Raw genomic sequence first — 14,648 nt, forward strand, 5'->3', positions numbered from 1 at the left:
CTCAGTCGAGCGTCTCGATGGTGTGGGACTGGTTGGTGTAGATGCACAGGTCGCCGGCGATCTCCAGCGAGCGCTTGACGACCTCGGCCGGCGCCATCTCGGTGTGCTGCAGCAGCGCGCGGGCGGCGGCCTGCGCGTAGGCGCCGCCCGAGCCGATCGCCACGATGCCGTGCTCCGGCTCCAGCACGTCGCCGTTGCCCGTGATGATGAGCGAGGCGGTGCGGTCGGCCACCGCCAGCATGGCTTCGAGGCGGCGCAGCACGCGGTCGGTGCGCCAGTCGCGGGTCAGCTCGACGGCGGCGCGCACGAGGTGGCCCTGGTGTTTTTCGAGCTTGGCCTCGAAGCGCTCGAACAGCGTGAAGGCGTCGGCGGTGGCGCCTGCGAAGCCGGCCAGCACCTGGTCGCGGTGCAGCTTGCGCACCTTGCGCGCGCTGGCCTTGACGATGATGTGGCCGAGCGTGACCTGGCCGTCACCGCCGATGGCCACGGTGTTGCCGCGGCGCACGCTGACGATGGTGGTGCCGTGATAGGACTCGGTGGACATGGAGAAAGGTTTCCTGTGAAGGGGCTGGCACGTGCGGCTGCGCGGCCTGGCCCGGGGATCAGCGCCGGGTCAGAAGTTCCGGACCGTGACGCGGGCGTGTTCGCTGATGCCCATGGCGCCGCAGAACAGCGCCACCAGTCGGTGGGCGTCGACGAAGCTGACGTTGCGCCCCTCGGCGTGGCGGGACAGCACCCAGTTGAGCAGATCGCCCGCGGCGATGAAGTCGATGCGGATCAGGCGCGTGCAGGAGACCTGGATCAGCGTCGACTTGCCGATCTGCTGGTCCATGCCCTTGAGCAGGTTGCCGATGTCGCCGATGAGCTGGCCGTTCAGCTCGACCGTGGCGATTTCCAGCAGGCCTTCGTCGGGTGTCTGCGATTCCATGAATCCGGTCACGACTTCGGCCACGCCGGAGACGGGGGCGACCGTCCGCCCGGTTTCGTCGGACAGGCGCAGCACGCAGCGCGACGGTGCCCAGGACGGTGGCGAGACCTCGTAGGTCATGCAGTAGTCGATGGCGACCTGGTCGAAGTCGAGCGCCCGGTGGGTCAGGCGCAGGGCTTCGAGGCGCAGCATCCAGTACGCAGGATCGGCATCGCGCACGCCCGTCGGCGACAGATCGGCCAGCAGCGCGAACAGCGAATTGCCGCCGAGCCAGCACATCTCGATCGGCTCGTCGGCCCAGTCCTTCAGCAGGCGGTGCAGCGCGCTGGCGGCCTGCGCGTCGATGTGGCGCGTGTGGCGCCAGTCGAGTACCCAGGGCAGCGGCATCTGCAGCAGCTGCGAGCGCAACTGCGTGACGGCATCCGCGTCGATGAAGTCGGGTGCCACCCAGCCGACCGTGCCGTCGAACTGGCTGTTGCCGCGCTGGGTGGGGCGCGCCCGCTCGCTGGCCACGGCGTCCGCCACCAGCCGTGGCAGCGAATACCACTGCGGTGGCGACCAGCCGAAGCGCTGGGTGTAGTCCAGGGCCAGCGACTCGAACTTGGTCTGTTGTCCGATGGCACGGTAGAGGTCGAACAGCGCGTACCAGGTCTCGGCGTGCTGGGCCCGCGGGCCGCTCAGGCTGATGAGGCTGTGCAGCGAGCGTTCGCACAGCTCGAAATCGGCATTGGCAAAGGCGATGACGGCCTCGTCGAGGTCCGGGTCGTGCGCCAGTTCGGTGACTTCGATGCTGTGCGGCGGACTGTCGTCCATCGGACCGTGGACACTGCTGATGCGGCCGGGCGACAGGCGAGCAGCGCCTGTGGACAAGGTCGACGGGGAGGTGGTGGACATCGACCGCAGCGAGATGCCCCGGGACTGGGCTTCATACCCGATGAGCTCCGACTCCATCTGCATCGGCGTCGTCGGCTTGAAGGCGTCGGAGAGCTGCGGATGGGTGGCCATGACCTGCGGTGCAGTGGTCGCGCCGAAGAAGGATTCGGTGCGGGCTGTCGAGGCCTGGCGTCCCACCGTCGCCGCCGCATTGCGGCGCGGGGCCGAGCCGTTCGATTCGCCCACCATCTGGCGCTCGATGGCGTCGATCTTGTCCTTGACGTCGTCGCTGTCCGGGCGGGTGGCGTAGCTGTCCTGGCTGCGCACCTCGGAGTCGTCGAGGTGGGACAGGCCGTCCAGACCGGCCAGTCCTTCGCCAGTCAGACCTTCGCGGCGGATCTTGCGCAGCGTGTCGAACTCGCGCTTGCGGACGAAGTCGTTGCGCCGCTTGCGCTCGATCATCGCTTTGAGTTCGGACTTGGCGTAGTCGTCTTCCTTGCTGTCCGCGCCCGCAGCATTCAGGTCTGCCCAGTCGGTGGTCGGGTTGAGCGCAAAGCGCACCACCTTGCGGAAAAATCCGCTCTTGGGAGGATCCTTGGGGTCAGCCATGTCTGGGTGTGCGGCCGGGCCCGGGTGCTCAGTCGCCGAAGAGTTTTTGTTTCAGTTCCCTGCGCTGCTGCGCTTCCAGCGACAGTGTAGCGGTCGGACGTGCCAGCAGGCGGCCCAGGCCGATCGGTTCACCGGTTTCATCACAGTAACCATAGTCACCGGATTCGATGCGGCTGAGCGACTGGGTGATCTTCTTCAGCAGCTTGCGCTCGCGGTCGCGGGTGCGCAGCTCCAGCGCGTGCTCTTCCTCGATCGTGGCGCGATCCGCCGGATCGGGGACGATGGACGTGTCCTCGCGCAGGTGCTCGGTCGTCTCGCCTGCATTGGCCAGCAGGTCGTCCTTCTGCTTCTTCAGGCAGGCACGGAAGAAGTCGAGCTGCTGCTCGCTCATGTACTCGCTCTCCGGCATGGCCATCAGCTCGGCTTCCGTCAGGTCGCGTCCTGCTTTGGTCTTCCAGGCGTTGGCGAGGGTCGGGTCGGTCTTGGGGTCGTTCTGGGGCATGGGAGACTCGGGTGGCAATCAAGGGTGAAATCGTGGCGGCCACCTGTCAGGGCCGATTCCGGGCGCGCGGATTGTATCCACCTCAGCCTGACGCAGGCTGAGACCCGTCGGCAGGGGCGCAACCCGGTGTGCGGCGCATCACACGAGACACTGTGCCAATCCTTGCTGGAACACGTCACCCGGCAGGTCGATGCCGATGAACACCATCTTGCTCTGGCGCTTCTCGCCGGGCAGCCATTTCGGGCCCAGGTCGCTGCCCATCAGCTGGTGCACGCCCTGGAAGATGACCTTGCGCTCGGTGCCCTTCATGTTCAGCACGCCCTTGTAGCGCAGCATGCGCGGGCCGTAGATCTGCACGATGGAGCCGAGGAAGTCCTCCAGCTTGGCCGGGTTGAAGGCCTTGTCCGCGCGGAAGACGAAGGACTTGACGTCGTCGTCGTGGTGATGGTGGTGTGGGTGATCGCAGTGTTCGCCGGGGCCATGGTCGTGACCGTGGTGGTCATCGTGCGCATGGTGGTGGCCATGGTCCGCAGCGGCCAGGAACTCCGGGTCGATCTCCAGCTTGGCGTTCAGGTTGAAGCCGTGCAGGTCGAACACCTGTGCGATCGGCACATCGCCGAAATTGACCCGGCGTTGCGGCGCGCGCGGATTCATGTGCTTCAGGCGGTGTGACAGCGCATCGAGCGCCGCTGCATCGGACAGATCGGCCTTGCTGATGAAGATCCGATCGGCGAAACCGATCTGGCGGCGCGCTTCCTGGCGGTCGTCGAGCTGCTTCTGGGCGTGGACGGCATCGACCAGCGTCAGGACGGAGTCGAGCAGGTAGCTCTCGGCGACCTCGTCGTCCATGAAGAAGGTCTGTGCCACCGGGCCCGGATCGGCCAGGCCGGTCGTCTCGATCACGACACGGTCGAACACCAGCTCGCCCTTGCGGCGCTTGGCGGCCAGGTCGGACAAGGTGGAGCGCAGGTCTTCGCGGATCGTGCAGCAGACGCAGCCGTTGCTGAGCTGGATGATCTGTTCTTCGGTGTCGCCGACGAGGATGTCGTTGTCGATGTTCTCTTCGCCGAACTCGTTCTCGATCACGGCGATCTTCTGGCCGTGGGCTTCCGTCAGGATGCGCTTGAGCAGCGTCGTCTTGCCAGAGCCGAGGAAGCCGGTGAGGATGGTGGCGGGGATGAGGCCTGTGGACATGGGTGGGCGCGCGCTGTGGGGCGGGAGAGAGCAAGAAGCGGAAATCGAATTGTCGACTGTCTGTCAAGCCCCCGGATGTGTCAAGGCATCCTCCCCGGCCGGCCTCCGGAGTCACCCCGGTACTGTGCGGTCACCATCATCGGGTATTCTCGGCACATGATGACTACCGGCACCTGATCGTGTCCGATCCCCAGCAGAGTCACCGTTTCGGCCGCGAATCCGGACGGGGCACTCCACACGATCACCGCACGCTGTTCGAGCGGGTGATCGAATTCATTTCCCCTGGTCCCGACTCGCGCGACGAGCTGATGGAGACGCTGGCCGATGCCGAGAAGCGCGAGCTGATCGACCCGGAATCGCGCTCGATGCTCGAAGGTGTGTTACGCATGGCCGACCTGACGGCCGGTGATGCGATGGTGGCCGCGCCCCGCATGGACCTGCTCGACATCGCCTCGACCTACGACGAGGTGCTCGCCAGCGTCATCGACACGGGACATTCCCGTTTCCCGGTGTTCGAGGGCGAGCGCGACAACATCGTCGGCGTGCTGATGGCCAAGGATCTGCTCAAGGTCCAGCGCTCGCCGGACCTGCACCTGCGCACGCTGCTGCGCCCGGCGCTGTTCGTGCCGGAGTCGAAGGGGCTCAACGAACTGCTGCGCGATTTCCGCTCGAACCGCAACCACCTGGCCATCGTCATCGACGAGTTCGGCGCCCTCGCCGGCCTCATCACGATCGAGGATGTGCTGGAGGAGATCGTCGGCGAGATCGAGGACGAGTTCGATGACAAGGTCAGCGAGTCCGGTCTGTACATGCTGGCCGATGGCAGCTGCCGGGTGCCGGGTGATGCGTCGATCGAGGCCATCAACGCCCACTTCTCGATCGATCTGGCCGAAGACGGCATCGAGACCATCGGAGGCCTCGTCGCGCACCGCAATGGCCAGGTGCCGCGGCGCGGAGAGATCGTCGATGTCGGCCCGCTGCGCTTCTCGGTGATGCTGACCCGGGGCGGTGCGGTGCGCTGGTTCAAGGTGGTGCGGCTGTCGCAGGACGAGAGCGCGGGTGGCTGAGGCGGGACCGGCGCACAGCGGGTGGTCGGGGCGCGGATGGGCGCCCGTCGGGCTCGCCTTGCTGGCGGGTGGGGCGCAGGCCTGGGCGATGGGGCCGCTGGCACTCGGCTGGCTGCAGGTGCTGTCGGTGGCGGTGCTGGCGTGGCTGATCGCGGGCTCGGCCCGGCCGCGGGCGGGCTGGATCGGCCTCGCGTTCAGCGTGGCCTGGCTGAGCGGCACGTTCTGGTGGCTGTTCATCAGCATGCACCGCTACGGCCATCTGCCAGCCTGGCTGGCCGCGCTGGCGGTGGGCTTGCTGGCGGTGGCGCTGTCCGCGTATCTGGTGCTGGCGATGGTCCTGTTCGCCCGCTGGCGATGCGGGCGGCTGGGGCCGGACCTGCTGCTCTGGAGTGGGCTGTGGCTGCTGGCCGAACTGGGGCGCGGCGTGGTGTTCACCGGCTTTCCCTGGGGCGCGGCGGGCTATGCCCATGTGGAGGGACCGCTGGCGGCGCTGGCGCCCTGGGCCGGGGTGTACGGCATCGGTGCGGTGGCGGCGGCGCTGGGCTGGCTGGTGCAGCATGGGCTGGCGTCGGCCGGGTGGCGCGGCCGGGTTGCCGCGGTGCTGGCGGTGGCCGCATTGGCTGGTTTGCCCGGAGGCCGTGGCGGCGAGTTCACACAGGCTCGTGGTGAGCTGTCGGTGACGCTGCTGCAGGGCAATGTGCCGCAGGACGAGAAGTTCGACTTCAGCCGCTTGCCCGAGACACTGGACTGGCACCTCAAGGCGCTGCTCGCGTCGAAGGCGGACCTGGTGATCGCGCCCGAAACCGCCATTCCGCTGCTGCCTTCGCAGTTGCCAGAGGGGCTGTGGCGGGCGCTGACGGACCACTTCGGCGAGCGCGACACCCGTGCGTTGATCGGTGTGCCGCTGGGCGACGCCCAGCAGGGCTACACCAACTCGGTGGCCGGTCTGGGCGCCGGGGTGGACGCGCCGTTCTACCGCTACGACAAGCACCACCTCGTGCCGTTCGGTGAGTTCATCCCGCTGGGCTTCCGCTGGTTCGTCGACATGATGCAGATGCCGCTGGGCGACTTCGCCCGTGGACCGCTGGTATCGGCGTCGTTCCCGGTCCGCGGCGAGCGGGTCGGGCCGAACATCTGCTACGAGGACTTGTTCGGCGAGGAACTGGCCGCCCGTTTCGTGGATGAGGCGACGGCGCCGACCGTGCTGGCCAACGTCAGCAACATCGGCTGGTTCGGTGAATCGGTCGCGGTGGACCAGCACCTGCGGATCTCGCGCATGCGCGCGCTGGAGTTGCAGCGGCCGATGGTGCGCGCCACCAACACGGGGGCGACGGTGGCGATCGACCACCGCGGTGTGGTGACGCACCGGCTGGTGCCGCATGTGCGCGGCGTGCTGGAGGCGCGGGTGCAGGGGCGCGAGGGCACGACGCCGTTTGCCTGGTGGGCGGGGCGGTTCGGGCTGTGGCCGTTGTGGGCGCTGGGGAGCCTGGGCCTGCTGGCCGCCGGCTGGGGCGCGCGTCGCCGGGGCTGACCCAGGGTGCGGCGGATGCGGCGGGTGTGGGTCAGCGCGAGGAGGGCGGGCTCTGGGTCCAGCGCCGCGCCGCCGCTTCCACCACCTCCGACAGCGGCACATCCTGTCCCGCTCCCCGCTGCCGCCGCAGCCACTGCGCATCATTGCCCTCGCCGAGCGACTCACGCAGCAACTGGCACGCCTCCCACGACTTCAGGTCGACCGCATGCGTCTCCACCCGTGCCAGCGTGCGCACGATGTCGTCGCGCAGCTTGCCGCGCTGCTTGGTCTGCGGGTTGACGATGTCGCCCTGCAGCCCGAAGCGGCAGGCCTGGAAGCGGTTGTAGGTGTAGACGAGGTAGTCGTCCTCGACCGGCTCGAATGGCCGCTCCTCGATCAGGTAGCGGCAGATCGCCTGCAGGTAACACGCCAGCGCCGCCGCCTTCTCCACCGTCAGCGGTGTGTCGCACACACGCAGCTCGATCGTGCCGTACTCGGGCTTGGGGCGGATGTCCCAGTAGAAGTCCTTCATCGACTGGACGACGCCGGTGGCGGTCATCTTGTCGAAGTAGCCGCCGAACTCGTCCCAGCTCCGCACGAACGGCGCCCGCCCCGACAGCGGGAACGCGAACACCGAGTTCAGCCGCGCCGAGTCGAAGCCGGTGTCCTGCCCCTGCACGAAGGGCGAGGAGGCCGACAGCGCGATGAAATGCGGCACGTACCGCGACAGCGCGTGCAGCAGCCACAGCGCGTCGTCGCCGTTCGGGCAGCCGACGTGGACGTGCTGGCCGAAGACGGTGAACTGCTTGGCGAGGTAGCCGTAGAGATCGCTGATGTAGTGGAAGCGCTCGCCGGGGTAGATCTGCTGCTCGCTCCAGTGCTGGAAGGCGTGGGTGCCGCCGCCGGCGATCTCGATGTTGAGCCGCCGCGCCGCGCGCACGAGCTGGTCGCGCATATCGCGCAGCTCGGCCACCAGCGGGCCGTGCTCGCGCTGGATCGACGTGCCGATCTCGATCATCGAGCGGGTGATCTCGGGCTTGATGTCCCAGGCGCCGGTGTGGCGGGCGGTCTCGCGCAGCAGATCCTGCGCCTGCGGGATCAGGTCGTGGTCGTGCGTGGAGATGATCTGCAACTCCAGCTCGACGCCGATGGTCAGTGACTCGGAGGTGGTGAATTCCTGCAGCGGCATGGCGTGTCCTTGTGTCAGGTTTCAGGCGTCGCGCGTCTCGCGGGCGACCACGCCGAGGCCGAGCTGCAGCCAGATCGGCCCGCTCAGCTGCATCAGCGTCAGCGCGATCAGCAAGGCCTGCAGCAGGGTCGAGTCCGGCAGCGGCAGCGAACTCGGCCAGCCCAGCGTGTTGCTGGTGAGCAGCACGCTGAGGCCGGATGCGGGCTGCAGTGCCAGTCCCAGCCCGAGCGACTGGCGCCAGCCCAGGCCGCTGGGACGGGCGAGCAGCAGCACGGTGCCGGTCTTGGCGAGCAGACGTGCGCCGATGATGGCCGCGACCATGGGCAGCAGGTCGAACAGGCCATCCAGCGTGGACAGCAGGCCCAGCGTCACCAGCAGCAGCAGGGTCAGCGCGGCGCCGCCACTGCCGAGCTGCGGCTCCACCTGCAGCCGGTGGCCCATGCGCGCCCGTGCCACCATGCCGGCGATCAGCAAGGCCAGCAGCGGCGACACGGTGAACTGCGCTGCCAGCATCGCCGCCAGCACCACCAGGGCCAGTTGCAGGGCCGCCAGCCCCGGGCCGTGGATCTGTCGGCTGAGTCGCTCCAGCAGCAGCCCGCTGATGGCGCCCAGCAGATAGGAGCCGCACAGCGCATAGAGGGCGCCCGCCAGCGCGGGTTGCCAGTCGAAGCCGTCCGAGTCGAGCGTGACGAGCACCCGCCATGCCGTCAGCGCCAGCACGGCGCACACCGTGTTCACCGCCGTCATCATCAGCAGCCGCTCGCTGACCTGTCCGCGTGGCCGCAACTCGTTGAGCACGGCCATCGCGATCACGGGCGAGCTGGCCATCGCCACCGCCCCGGCCAGTCCGGCCGACGACACCGACACGCCCATCCAGACCAGCGCCCCGGCCACCGCCAGCCCCGTGGCCAGCGCCTCGGCCAGACACTTGACCGCCAGCCAGGGGTTGTCGACCAGCCAGCGCGGGCGGATGCGGCTGCCCAGCTCGAACACCAGCAGGCCCACTGCCAGGTCGAGCAGCGGTTTCCACGGGTCCAGCTCGGACTTGACCACCAGGCTCAGTGCCAGCGGACTCGCCAGCGCACCCACCAGCATCGCCCCCAGCGCCCGAGGCAGCCGTGTCACCCGGTGGACCGCTTCGCCCGCCAGCAGCGCCACGATCATCAGCACCGCCAGCCCCATGATCGGGTCCGCGCCGCGCAGCGCCTCGATCGGCCAGCGTGCCAGTTCGCTGCCGATCGCGCCGAGATTGTCCAGACTGAAATCGCCCGGGTGACCTGCCGTCAGAGGATCCAGGGGCAGCGACACGTCTAGCTTGTTCACATCCGGTCTCCTCGGTGTCATGGGTGGAAAGGACTGTAGGTCAGCCACATGGGTGTTTGGTGAGACAAATCTCACGAATTGCACCAGTGCGGGGCACAGTGTACCGACCGGCCGGTACCTCAAGGTGACAACGTCAGCGGCCTGAACGGGTTCTGCCGACGCAGCGAAGGCCGGGAGGAACCTGCGGAGTCGATAATGGTCGATTGATGTCAGAACCTCCCCATGGCCCTCCTTACCCTACTTGACGCCAGCCTTGCCTACGGGCACGTGGCCTTGCTTGACCACGCGGCGATGTCGCTGGAGGCCGGCGAACGCATCGGCCTCATCGGCCGCAACGGCACCGGCAAGTCGTCGCTGCTGAAGATCCTCGCCGGCCTGGAGCTGCCCGACGACGGCACGCTGCAGGTGCAGACCAATGTGCGCCGCTACTACGTGCCGCAGGAGCCGCAGTTCGAGGCGGGCGTGACGGTGTTCGACGCCGTCAGCGTCGGGGTGGCCGAGGCCAAGTCGCTGCGCGAGCGCTACGAGGCGCACGCGGACGGCGACGACCTCGACGCGCTGCAGAGCCAGATCGAGGCCGTTGATGGCTGGACCTGGGAGCAGCGGGTGGACGAGACGCTGGAGCGACTGAAGCTGTCGCCGGGCCAGTTGGTGGATGCGCTGTCGGGCGGTCTGCGCAAGCGGGTGGCGCTGGCGCAGGCGCTGGTGGCGGCACCCGACGTGCTGCTGCTCGACGAGCCGACCAACCACCTCGACCTCGACTCGATCGTCTGGCTGCAGGATCTGCTGATCGCGTTCCGTGGCGCGGTGCTGCTCATCACCCATGACCGGGCCTTCCTGGACGCCGTCTCGACGCGCATCCTTGAACTCGATCGCGGCCAGATCCGCAGCTACCCGGGCAGCTTCACCACCTATGAAGCGACCAAGGCGCGCGAGCTGGAGGACGAGGCGCTGGCCAATGCCCGCTTCGACAAGCTGCTGGCGCAGGAAGAGGTCTGGATCCGCAAGGGCGTCGAGGCGCGCCGCACCCGCAGCGTCAGCCGCGTCAACCGGCTGACCGACCTGCGCGACCAGCGCGCCGCGCGCCGCGATGTGGTGGGCAAGGTGCGGCTCGAAGTCGATGCCAGCTCGCGCAGCGGCAAGATCGTGGCCGAGCTGGAGGGCGCGACCAAGTCCTACGGCGAGCGCACCATCGTGCGCGGCTTCACCGGCACCATCCTGCGCGGCGACAAGGTCGGCCTGATCGGCCCGAACGGCGCTGGCAAGACGACGCTGCTGAAGATGATCCTGGGCGAACTTGCGCCCGACAGTGGCACGGTCAAGCTCGGCACGATGCTGCAGGTGGCGTACTTCGACCAGATGCGCGAGGCGCTCAACCTCGACGCGACGCTGGCCGACACCATCAGCCCCGGCAGCGAGTGGATCGAGATCGGCAACGCGCGCAAGCACGTGATGAGCTACCTCGGCGACTTCCTGTTCTCGCCGGCGCGGGCGAACTCGCCGGTGCGCAGCCTCTCGGGCGGCGAGCGCAACCGGCTGCTGCTGGCGCGGCTGTTCGCCAAGCCGGCCAACGTGCTGGTGCTGGACGAGCCGACCAACGATCTGGACATCGAGACGCTGGAGCTGCTGGAAGACCTGCTGCAGAACTTCAAGGGCACCGTGTTCCTGGTCAGCCACGACCGGCGCTTCCTCGACGCGGTGGTGACCAGCACCATCGTCAGCGAAGGCGACGGCAACTGGCGCGAGTACGAAGGCAGCGTCGAGGACTGGCTGCTGCAGTCACAGCGCGCCGCCGCGATGGCGGCCAAGGCGGCCCGCAATGCCCCCGCGCCGACGCCAGCGAAGGCGGTGGTGGCCGCGGCGCCCGTGGCCGCAGCCGCGCCTGCCGTCGCCAAGCGCAAGCTCAGCTACAAGGAGCAGCGTGAGCTGGACGAGCTGCCCGCCCGCATCGCTGCGCTCGAAGCCGAGCAGGCGGCGCTGAACGAGGCGCTTGCGGGCACCGAGCTGTACATGGGCCCGGCCGACAAGGTGACCGCCGCACACGCCCGCCATGCGGCCATCGACGACGAGCTGCTGTCGCTGATGGAGCGATGGGAGGCGCTGGAAGCGCGCTGAACGCACCGGCCTGCTTCCTGTCGGGTCAGTCGGCCAACGCCGGCATGCGCCGGATCTGCGGGCGCTGCCAGTGCACGAAGGCGGTCGACAGCATCAGCGCTTCGCCATCGGCCACATGGCGATCGGCTTCGATCAGGGTGCGGCAGAGGTGCATCAGCTCCTCGCACAGCGCCGGGTCGTCGACCTCCGACAGCAGGCTGCGGACAAGGTAGGGATCGATCTGGCTGCTGTCGGTCCAGACCATCGGTGACTGCACCAGCAGGTCATTGCACAGGCCGTGCATCACCTCCCGGAAGGCCGGTCCGCTCAGGCCGAGGCGTCTGGCGACACCGTGCAGTTCCAGTGCATCGATTTCGACCAGACTCAGGTGACCATCGGCCAGCAGCGCCAGGGCGACAACGCGGGCGGCGGCTTCGGGGCTGTTGGTGGGATAGCTGCGCATGGTGAACGTCCTCGTGGTGATGGAAAAGTCAGGCATCGGGGATTCGACAGACGCAGAGTAGGTGAGCTGATTCAGCGGAAAAACCAGCCAATTTCTGAAGCCTTGTTCGTAAAATATGAACCATGAGCCTCGACTTCAGCTATCGGCATCTCTATTACTTCTGGGTAGTGGCCAAGGAGGGCGGCGTCGCGCGTGGTGCGGCGCGACTCGGCGTGGCGGTGCAGACGGTCAGCGCACAGGTGCGTGAACTGGAGCATGCCTTGGGGCATGCGCTGCTGCAGCCGGCCGGGCGGGGTGTGACGCTCACCGAGGCCGGTCGGGCGGCGATGCTCCAGGCGGAGCAGATCTTCCAGCTGGGCGCGGCATTGCCCGACCGGGTGCGCGATGCTGCGACGGTACCGGCGGTGCGGCTGGCGGTGGGGGTGGGCGGCGGGCTGCCCAAGCTGGTGGTGTGGCGGCTGCTGCAGCCAGTGCTGGCCGAGCCGCAGCTGCGCCTGCAGATCGGTGAACAGGCCTTCGAGCCGATGCTGGCCGATCTGGTGCTGCACCGGCTGGATGTTGTGCTGGCCGACCGTGCCGCGCCCTCACAACCGGGCCTGCGGGTCTACAGCCACCGCCTCGGCGGCTCGCCCGTGGGCTGGTATGCGCCACCGGCCTGGTTCGCCGCGGGCAGCGAGGACTTCCCGCATTCGCTCGCCCGTGTCCCGGTGCTGTTGCCGACCCGCTCCGCCGCGATGCGGGTCGCGCTCGACCAATGGTTCGAGCGTGAGGCCCTGCGTCCTCGGATCGTGGGGGAATTCGACGACAGCGCGATGCTCAAGACCTTCGGCGCGGGCGGGATGGGGGTGTTTCCTGCCGTCGACTGGGTGCATGACGACCTGGTGGCGCGCTTCGGGGTGCGCCGCATCGGCGGCAGTTCTGGCGTGGAAGAACCCTTTTTCGCGATCGCGGCCGACAAGCGGATCGAGCATCCGCTGGTGCAGCGGCTCTGGTCCGAGCCGGCCACTGCGGGCCGGCGGGCCGGGCTCAGTCCGGCTTCACGCTCCCGGCCTTGACCACTTCCGCCCAGCGCGGAATCTCGCGGGCGATCAATGCCCCGAACGCCTGCGGCGTCGTGGGGGTCGGCACGGCGCCTTCGCCTGCGAGCTGCCTGGCCACCTCCGGCAGTGCGAGCGCCTTGTTGACCTCGGCGTTCAGGCGCGTGACCACGGCCTCGGACGTGCCGGCCGGTGCGACGACGCCGTACCACTGGTCGGCCTCGAATCCCGGATAACCGCTCTCGGCGACGGTCGGCACGTCGGGCAGCGCGGCGATGCGCTCCGGGCTGGAGACGGCCAGCGCGCGCAGCCGGCCGCTGCGGATGTGGGCGATGACGGCCGGGGCGCCGGTGAAGGTGGCGTCCACCTGGCCGGCGATCAGGTCGGTGACCGAGGGCGCGGTGCCGCGGTAGGGGATGTGCAGCAGGAAGGTCTTCGTGCGCAGCTTCAGGTACTCGAAGGTGATGTGTGCGGCGCTGCCGTTGCCGCCGGACGAGTAGGACAGGCGGCCCGGCTTCGACTTCGCCAGCGCGATGAACTCCTGGAACGTCTTCGCAGGCGAATTGGCCGGCACCACCAGCACGTTGGGCACCCGCGCCACCCAGGCCACGGGCACGAAGCTCTTCAACGGGTCGTAGCCGAGCTTGGGGTAGATCGACGGGTTGACGCCGAGCGTGCCGATGTGGCCCATCAGCAGGGTCTGGCCGTCCGGCTCGGCCCTGGAGGCCTCGGTCGCGCCGATCGAGCCGCCCGCGCCGGGGCGGTTGTCCACGACCACGTTCTGGCCGAGCGCCAGCGCGAGCTTCGGGGCGAGGGCGCGGGCCAGGATGTCGGTCGAGCCGCCGGGGGTGAAGGGCACGATCAGGCGCGTCGGGCGGCCTGAGGCACCGCTCTGTGCAGCGCTCAATACAGGCCACAGCAACGGCAGCGTTGCGCCTGCCAGCAACAGCCGACGGTGGTGGAGTGTGCGCGGGTCATTGGATGAGAGGGTGCGAGGGGGGCGAAGCATGCGGGGTGTCTCCTGACTTGCGGGCCACCCATTGTGGCGTTCGCGGAAGTGACGCGGTACAGGGGCGGTTGACGGATCGGTTGTGATCTATTGCACGGAAGGCATTAAATAGAGATACTTAAAGTTACAAATGGGGCAGGGAGCTTCACCAATGTCAAATCCTGTGGACGGGGTCTTGTTGGCGCGGGCGCACAACGTCGAGGCGGTGCTGTCGTTGCTGCCACTGGGTGTGGTTGTGCTGGTGAGTGAAAGTTTGCGGCTCGAATCGGCGAATCGCATGGCGCATGGGCTGCTTGGCCAGCACAAAGGACTGATGCTGGACGCGGGCCAGCATTTGGTGGCGACCTCCATCGAGGCGAATCGGGCGTTGCAGCAGCATTTGGGTTGGGCTGCTGGCCGCGCGGCACATCGTGAGGCACAGCCCTTCCGATCGCTGCGCGTGCAGGGGCTGCATGGTGCGCTTCACCTGGGCGTGGCACCGCTACCGGCCAAGGCGCCGGAGGTTTCCTTGCCGGCGGTGGCCGAGGTGGTGGCGGTGGCTGTGTTTGTCAGTGACCCAGACGCCATGCTGCCCACCCTGCCGGAGGTGCTTTGCCAGACCTATCGCCTGACCCGCGCTGAAGCGCAATTGACGGCGGCTCTGGCGCAGGGGCTGACGCTGGTCGAGGTGGCGCAGCAGCGAGGGCTGAGCATGAACACGGTGCGCACGCAGCTCAAGAGCGCGTCTGCCAAGGTGGGGGTGCGGCGGCAGGCGGATCTGGTGCGGGTGGCGTTGTCGGGGGCGATGGCTTGGGGATAGCGCCCTTTCTCTGGGTGAGAGTCTGTGAGTAACCATCCCACGGCAAAGTTG

At 68.3% G+C, this 14,648-nt stretch carries 13 protein-coding genes; 5 read left to right on the top strand and 8 right to left on the bottom strand.

Translation table 11 applies throughout. The features are described from left to right. Position 1: 1 nt before the first annotated feature. From hslV to U5O44_RS02115, 4 genes are all read right to left on the bottom strand, one after another. Positions 2 to 544 carry an ATP-dependent protease subunit HslV gene (hslV, locus tag U5O44_RS02100; protein ID WP_322586808.1) on the bottom strand — a complete coding sequence of 181 codons (543 nt, stop codon included), beginning with the start codon at positions 542 to 544 and terminating at the stop codon, positions 2 to 4. Between the two features lie 69 nt (positions 545 to 613). Continuing rightward, entirely contained in the window at positions 614 to 2,410 is a 1,797-nt protein-coding gene (locus U5O44_RS02105) for a hypothetical protein (RefSeq protein ID WP_322586809.1), read from the bottom strand. Positions 2,411 to 2,438: 28 nt separating this feature from the next. Continuing rightward, a complete protein-coding gene (dksA, locus tag U5O44_RS02110) occupies positions 2,439 to 2,912 on the bottom strand; it encodes an RNA polymerase-binding protein DksA (protein WP_322586810.1) in 474 nt (157 codons plus the stop codon). A gap of 138 nt (positions 2,913 to 3,050) precedes the next feature. Beyond that, entirely contained in the window at positions 3,051 to 4,106 is a 1,056-nt protein-coding gene (locus tag U5O44_RS02115; RefSeq protein ID WP_322586811.1) for a CobW family GTP-binding protein, read from the bottom strand. A gap of 179 nt (positions 4,107 to 4,285) precedes the next feature. Between U5O44_RS02115 and U5O44_RS02120 the strand changes: the two genes are divergently transcribed. Then, entirely contained in the window at positions 4,286 to 5,173 is an 888-nt protein-coding gene (locus U5O44_RS02120; protein ID WP_416222107.1) for an HlyC/CorC family transporter, read from the top strand. After that, positions 5,166 to 6,704, top strand: a complete 1,539-nt coding sequence (gene lnt, locus U5O44_RS02125; protein WP_322586812.1) for an apolipoprotein N-acyltransferase — start codon at positions 5,166 to 5,168, stop codon at positions 6,702 to 6,704. Before U5O44_RS02120 ends, lnt begins: the two co-directional genes overlap by 8 nt. Before the next feature lie 31 nt (positions 6,705 to 6,735). Here lnt and U5O44_RS02130 read toward each other — a convergent pair whose 3' ends face one another. Both U5O44_RS02130 and U5O44_RS02135 read right to left on the bottom strand, forming a co-directional pair. Then, on the bottom strand, positions 6,736 to 7,872 hold the full coding sequence (locus U5O44_RS02130) for a YbdK family carboxylate-amine ligase (protein ID WP_322586813.1): 1,137 nt from the start codon (positions 7,870 to 7,872) through the stop codon (positions 6,736 to 6,738). A 21-nt stretch (positions 7,873 to 7,893) separates the two neighbouring features. Further along, complete coding sequence (locus U5O44_RS02135) at positions 7,894 to 9,195, bottom strand: cation:proton antiporter (RefSeq protein ID WP_322586814.1); 1,302 nt, start codon at positions 9,193 to 9,195, stop codon at positions 7,894 to 7,896. 222 nt (positions 9,196 to 9,417) lie between these two features. Between U5O44_RS02135 and U5O44_RS02140 the strand changes: the two genes are divergently transcribed. After that, entirely contained in the window at positions 9,418 to 11,310 is a 1,893-nt protein-coding gene (locus U5O44_RS02140) for an ATP-binding cassette domain-containing protein (RefSeq protein ID WP_322586815.1), read from the top strand. Between the two features lie 25 nt (positions 11,311 to 11,335). Here the strand turns inward: U5O44_RS02140 and U5O44_RS02145 are convergent, their stop codons facing one another. Continuing rightward, positions 11,336 to 11,752 (bottom strand): tellurite resistance TerB family protein, encoded by a 417-nt coding sequence (locus tag U5O44_RS02145; protein WP_322586816.1) that lies wholly within the window; start codon positions 11,750 to 11,752, stop codon positions 11,336 to 11,338. 122 nt (positions 11,753 to 11,874) lie between these two features. On the opposite strand from U5O44_RS02145, the gene U5O44_RS02150 reads away from it, so the two are divergent. After that, positions 11,875 to 12,807 carry a LysR family transcriptional regulator gene (locus U5O44_RS02150; protein WP_322586817.1) on the top strand — a complete coding sequence of 311 codons (933 nt, stop codon included), beginning with the start codon at positions 11,875 to 11,877 and terminating at the stop codon, positions 12,805 to 12,807. Here U5O44_RS02150 and U5O44_RS02155 read toward each other — a convergent pair. Continuing rightward, the gene (locus tag U5O44_RS02155; RefSeq protein ID WP_416222108.1) at positions 12,779 to 13,798 is read right to left on the bottom strand and encodes a Bug family tripartite tricarboxylate transporter substrate binding protein; all 1,020 of its coding nucleotides are present in this window, start codon (positions 13,796 to 13,798) and stop codon (positions 12,779 to 12,781) included. The two genes, U5O44_RS02150 and U5O44_RS02155, sit on opposite strands and share 29 nt — an antisense overlap. 175 nt (positions 13,799 to 13,973) lie before the next feature. On the opposite strand from U5O44_RS02155, the gene U5O44_RS02160 reads away from it, so the two are divergent. Beyond that, positions 13,974 to 14,597: a helix-turn-helix transcriptional regulator gene (locus tag U5O44_RS02160; RefSeq protein WP_322586819.1), complete on the top strand. Its 624-nt coding sequence runs from the start codon at positions 13,974 to 13,976 to the stop codon at positions 14,595 to 14,597. Positions 14,598 to 14,648 lie beyond the last annotated feature (51 nt).

The sequence above is a fragment of the Sphaerotilus sp. genome (assembly GCF_034519685.1).
Taxonomy (GTDB): Bacteria; Pseudomonadota; Gammaproteobacteria; order Burkholderiales; family Burkholderiaceae_C; genus Sphaerotilus.

Coding starts and splice junctions, on each gene's coding strand:
- U5O44_RS02150 (WP_322586817.1), top strand. CDS start 11,875: ATGAGCCTCGACTTCAGCTATCGGCATCTCTATTACTTCTGGGTAGTG.
- U5O44_RS02155 (WP_416222108.1), bottom strand. CDS start 13,798: ATGCTTCGCCCCCCTCGCACCCTCTCATCCAATGACCCGCGCACACTC.
- U5O44_RS02130 (WP_322586813.1), bottom strand. CDS start 7,872: ATGCCGCTGCAGGAATTCACCACCTCCGAGTCACTGACCATCGGCGTC.
- dksA (WP_322586810.1), bottom strand. CDS start 2,912: ATGCCCCAGAACGACCCCAAGACCGACCCGACCCTCGCCAACGCCTGG.
- hslV (WP_322586808.1), bottom strand. CDS start 544: ATGTCCACCGAGTCCTATCACGGCACCACCATCGTCAGCGTGCGCCGC.
- U5O44_RS02145 (WP_322586816.1), bottom strand. CDS start 11,752: ATGCGCAGCTATCCCACCAACAGCCCCGAAGCCGCCGCCCGCGTTGTC.
- U5O44_RS02115 (WP_322586811.1), bottom strand. CDS start 4,106: ATGTCCACAGGCCTCATCCCCGCCACCATCCTCACCGGCTTCCTCGGC.
- U5O44_RS02140 (WP_322586815.1), top strand. CDS start 9,418: ATGGCCCTCCTTACCCTACTTGACGCCAGCCTTGCCTACGGGCACGTG.
- U5O44_RS02105 (WP_322586809.1), bottom strand. CDS start 2,410: ATGGCTGACCCCAAGGATCCTCCCAAGAGCGGATTTTTCCGCAAGGTG.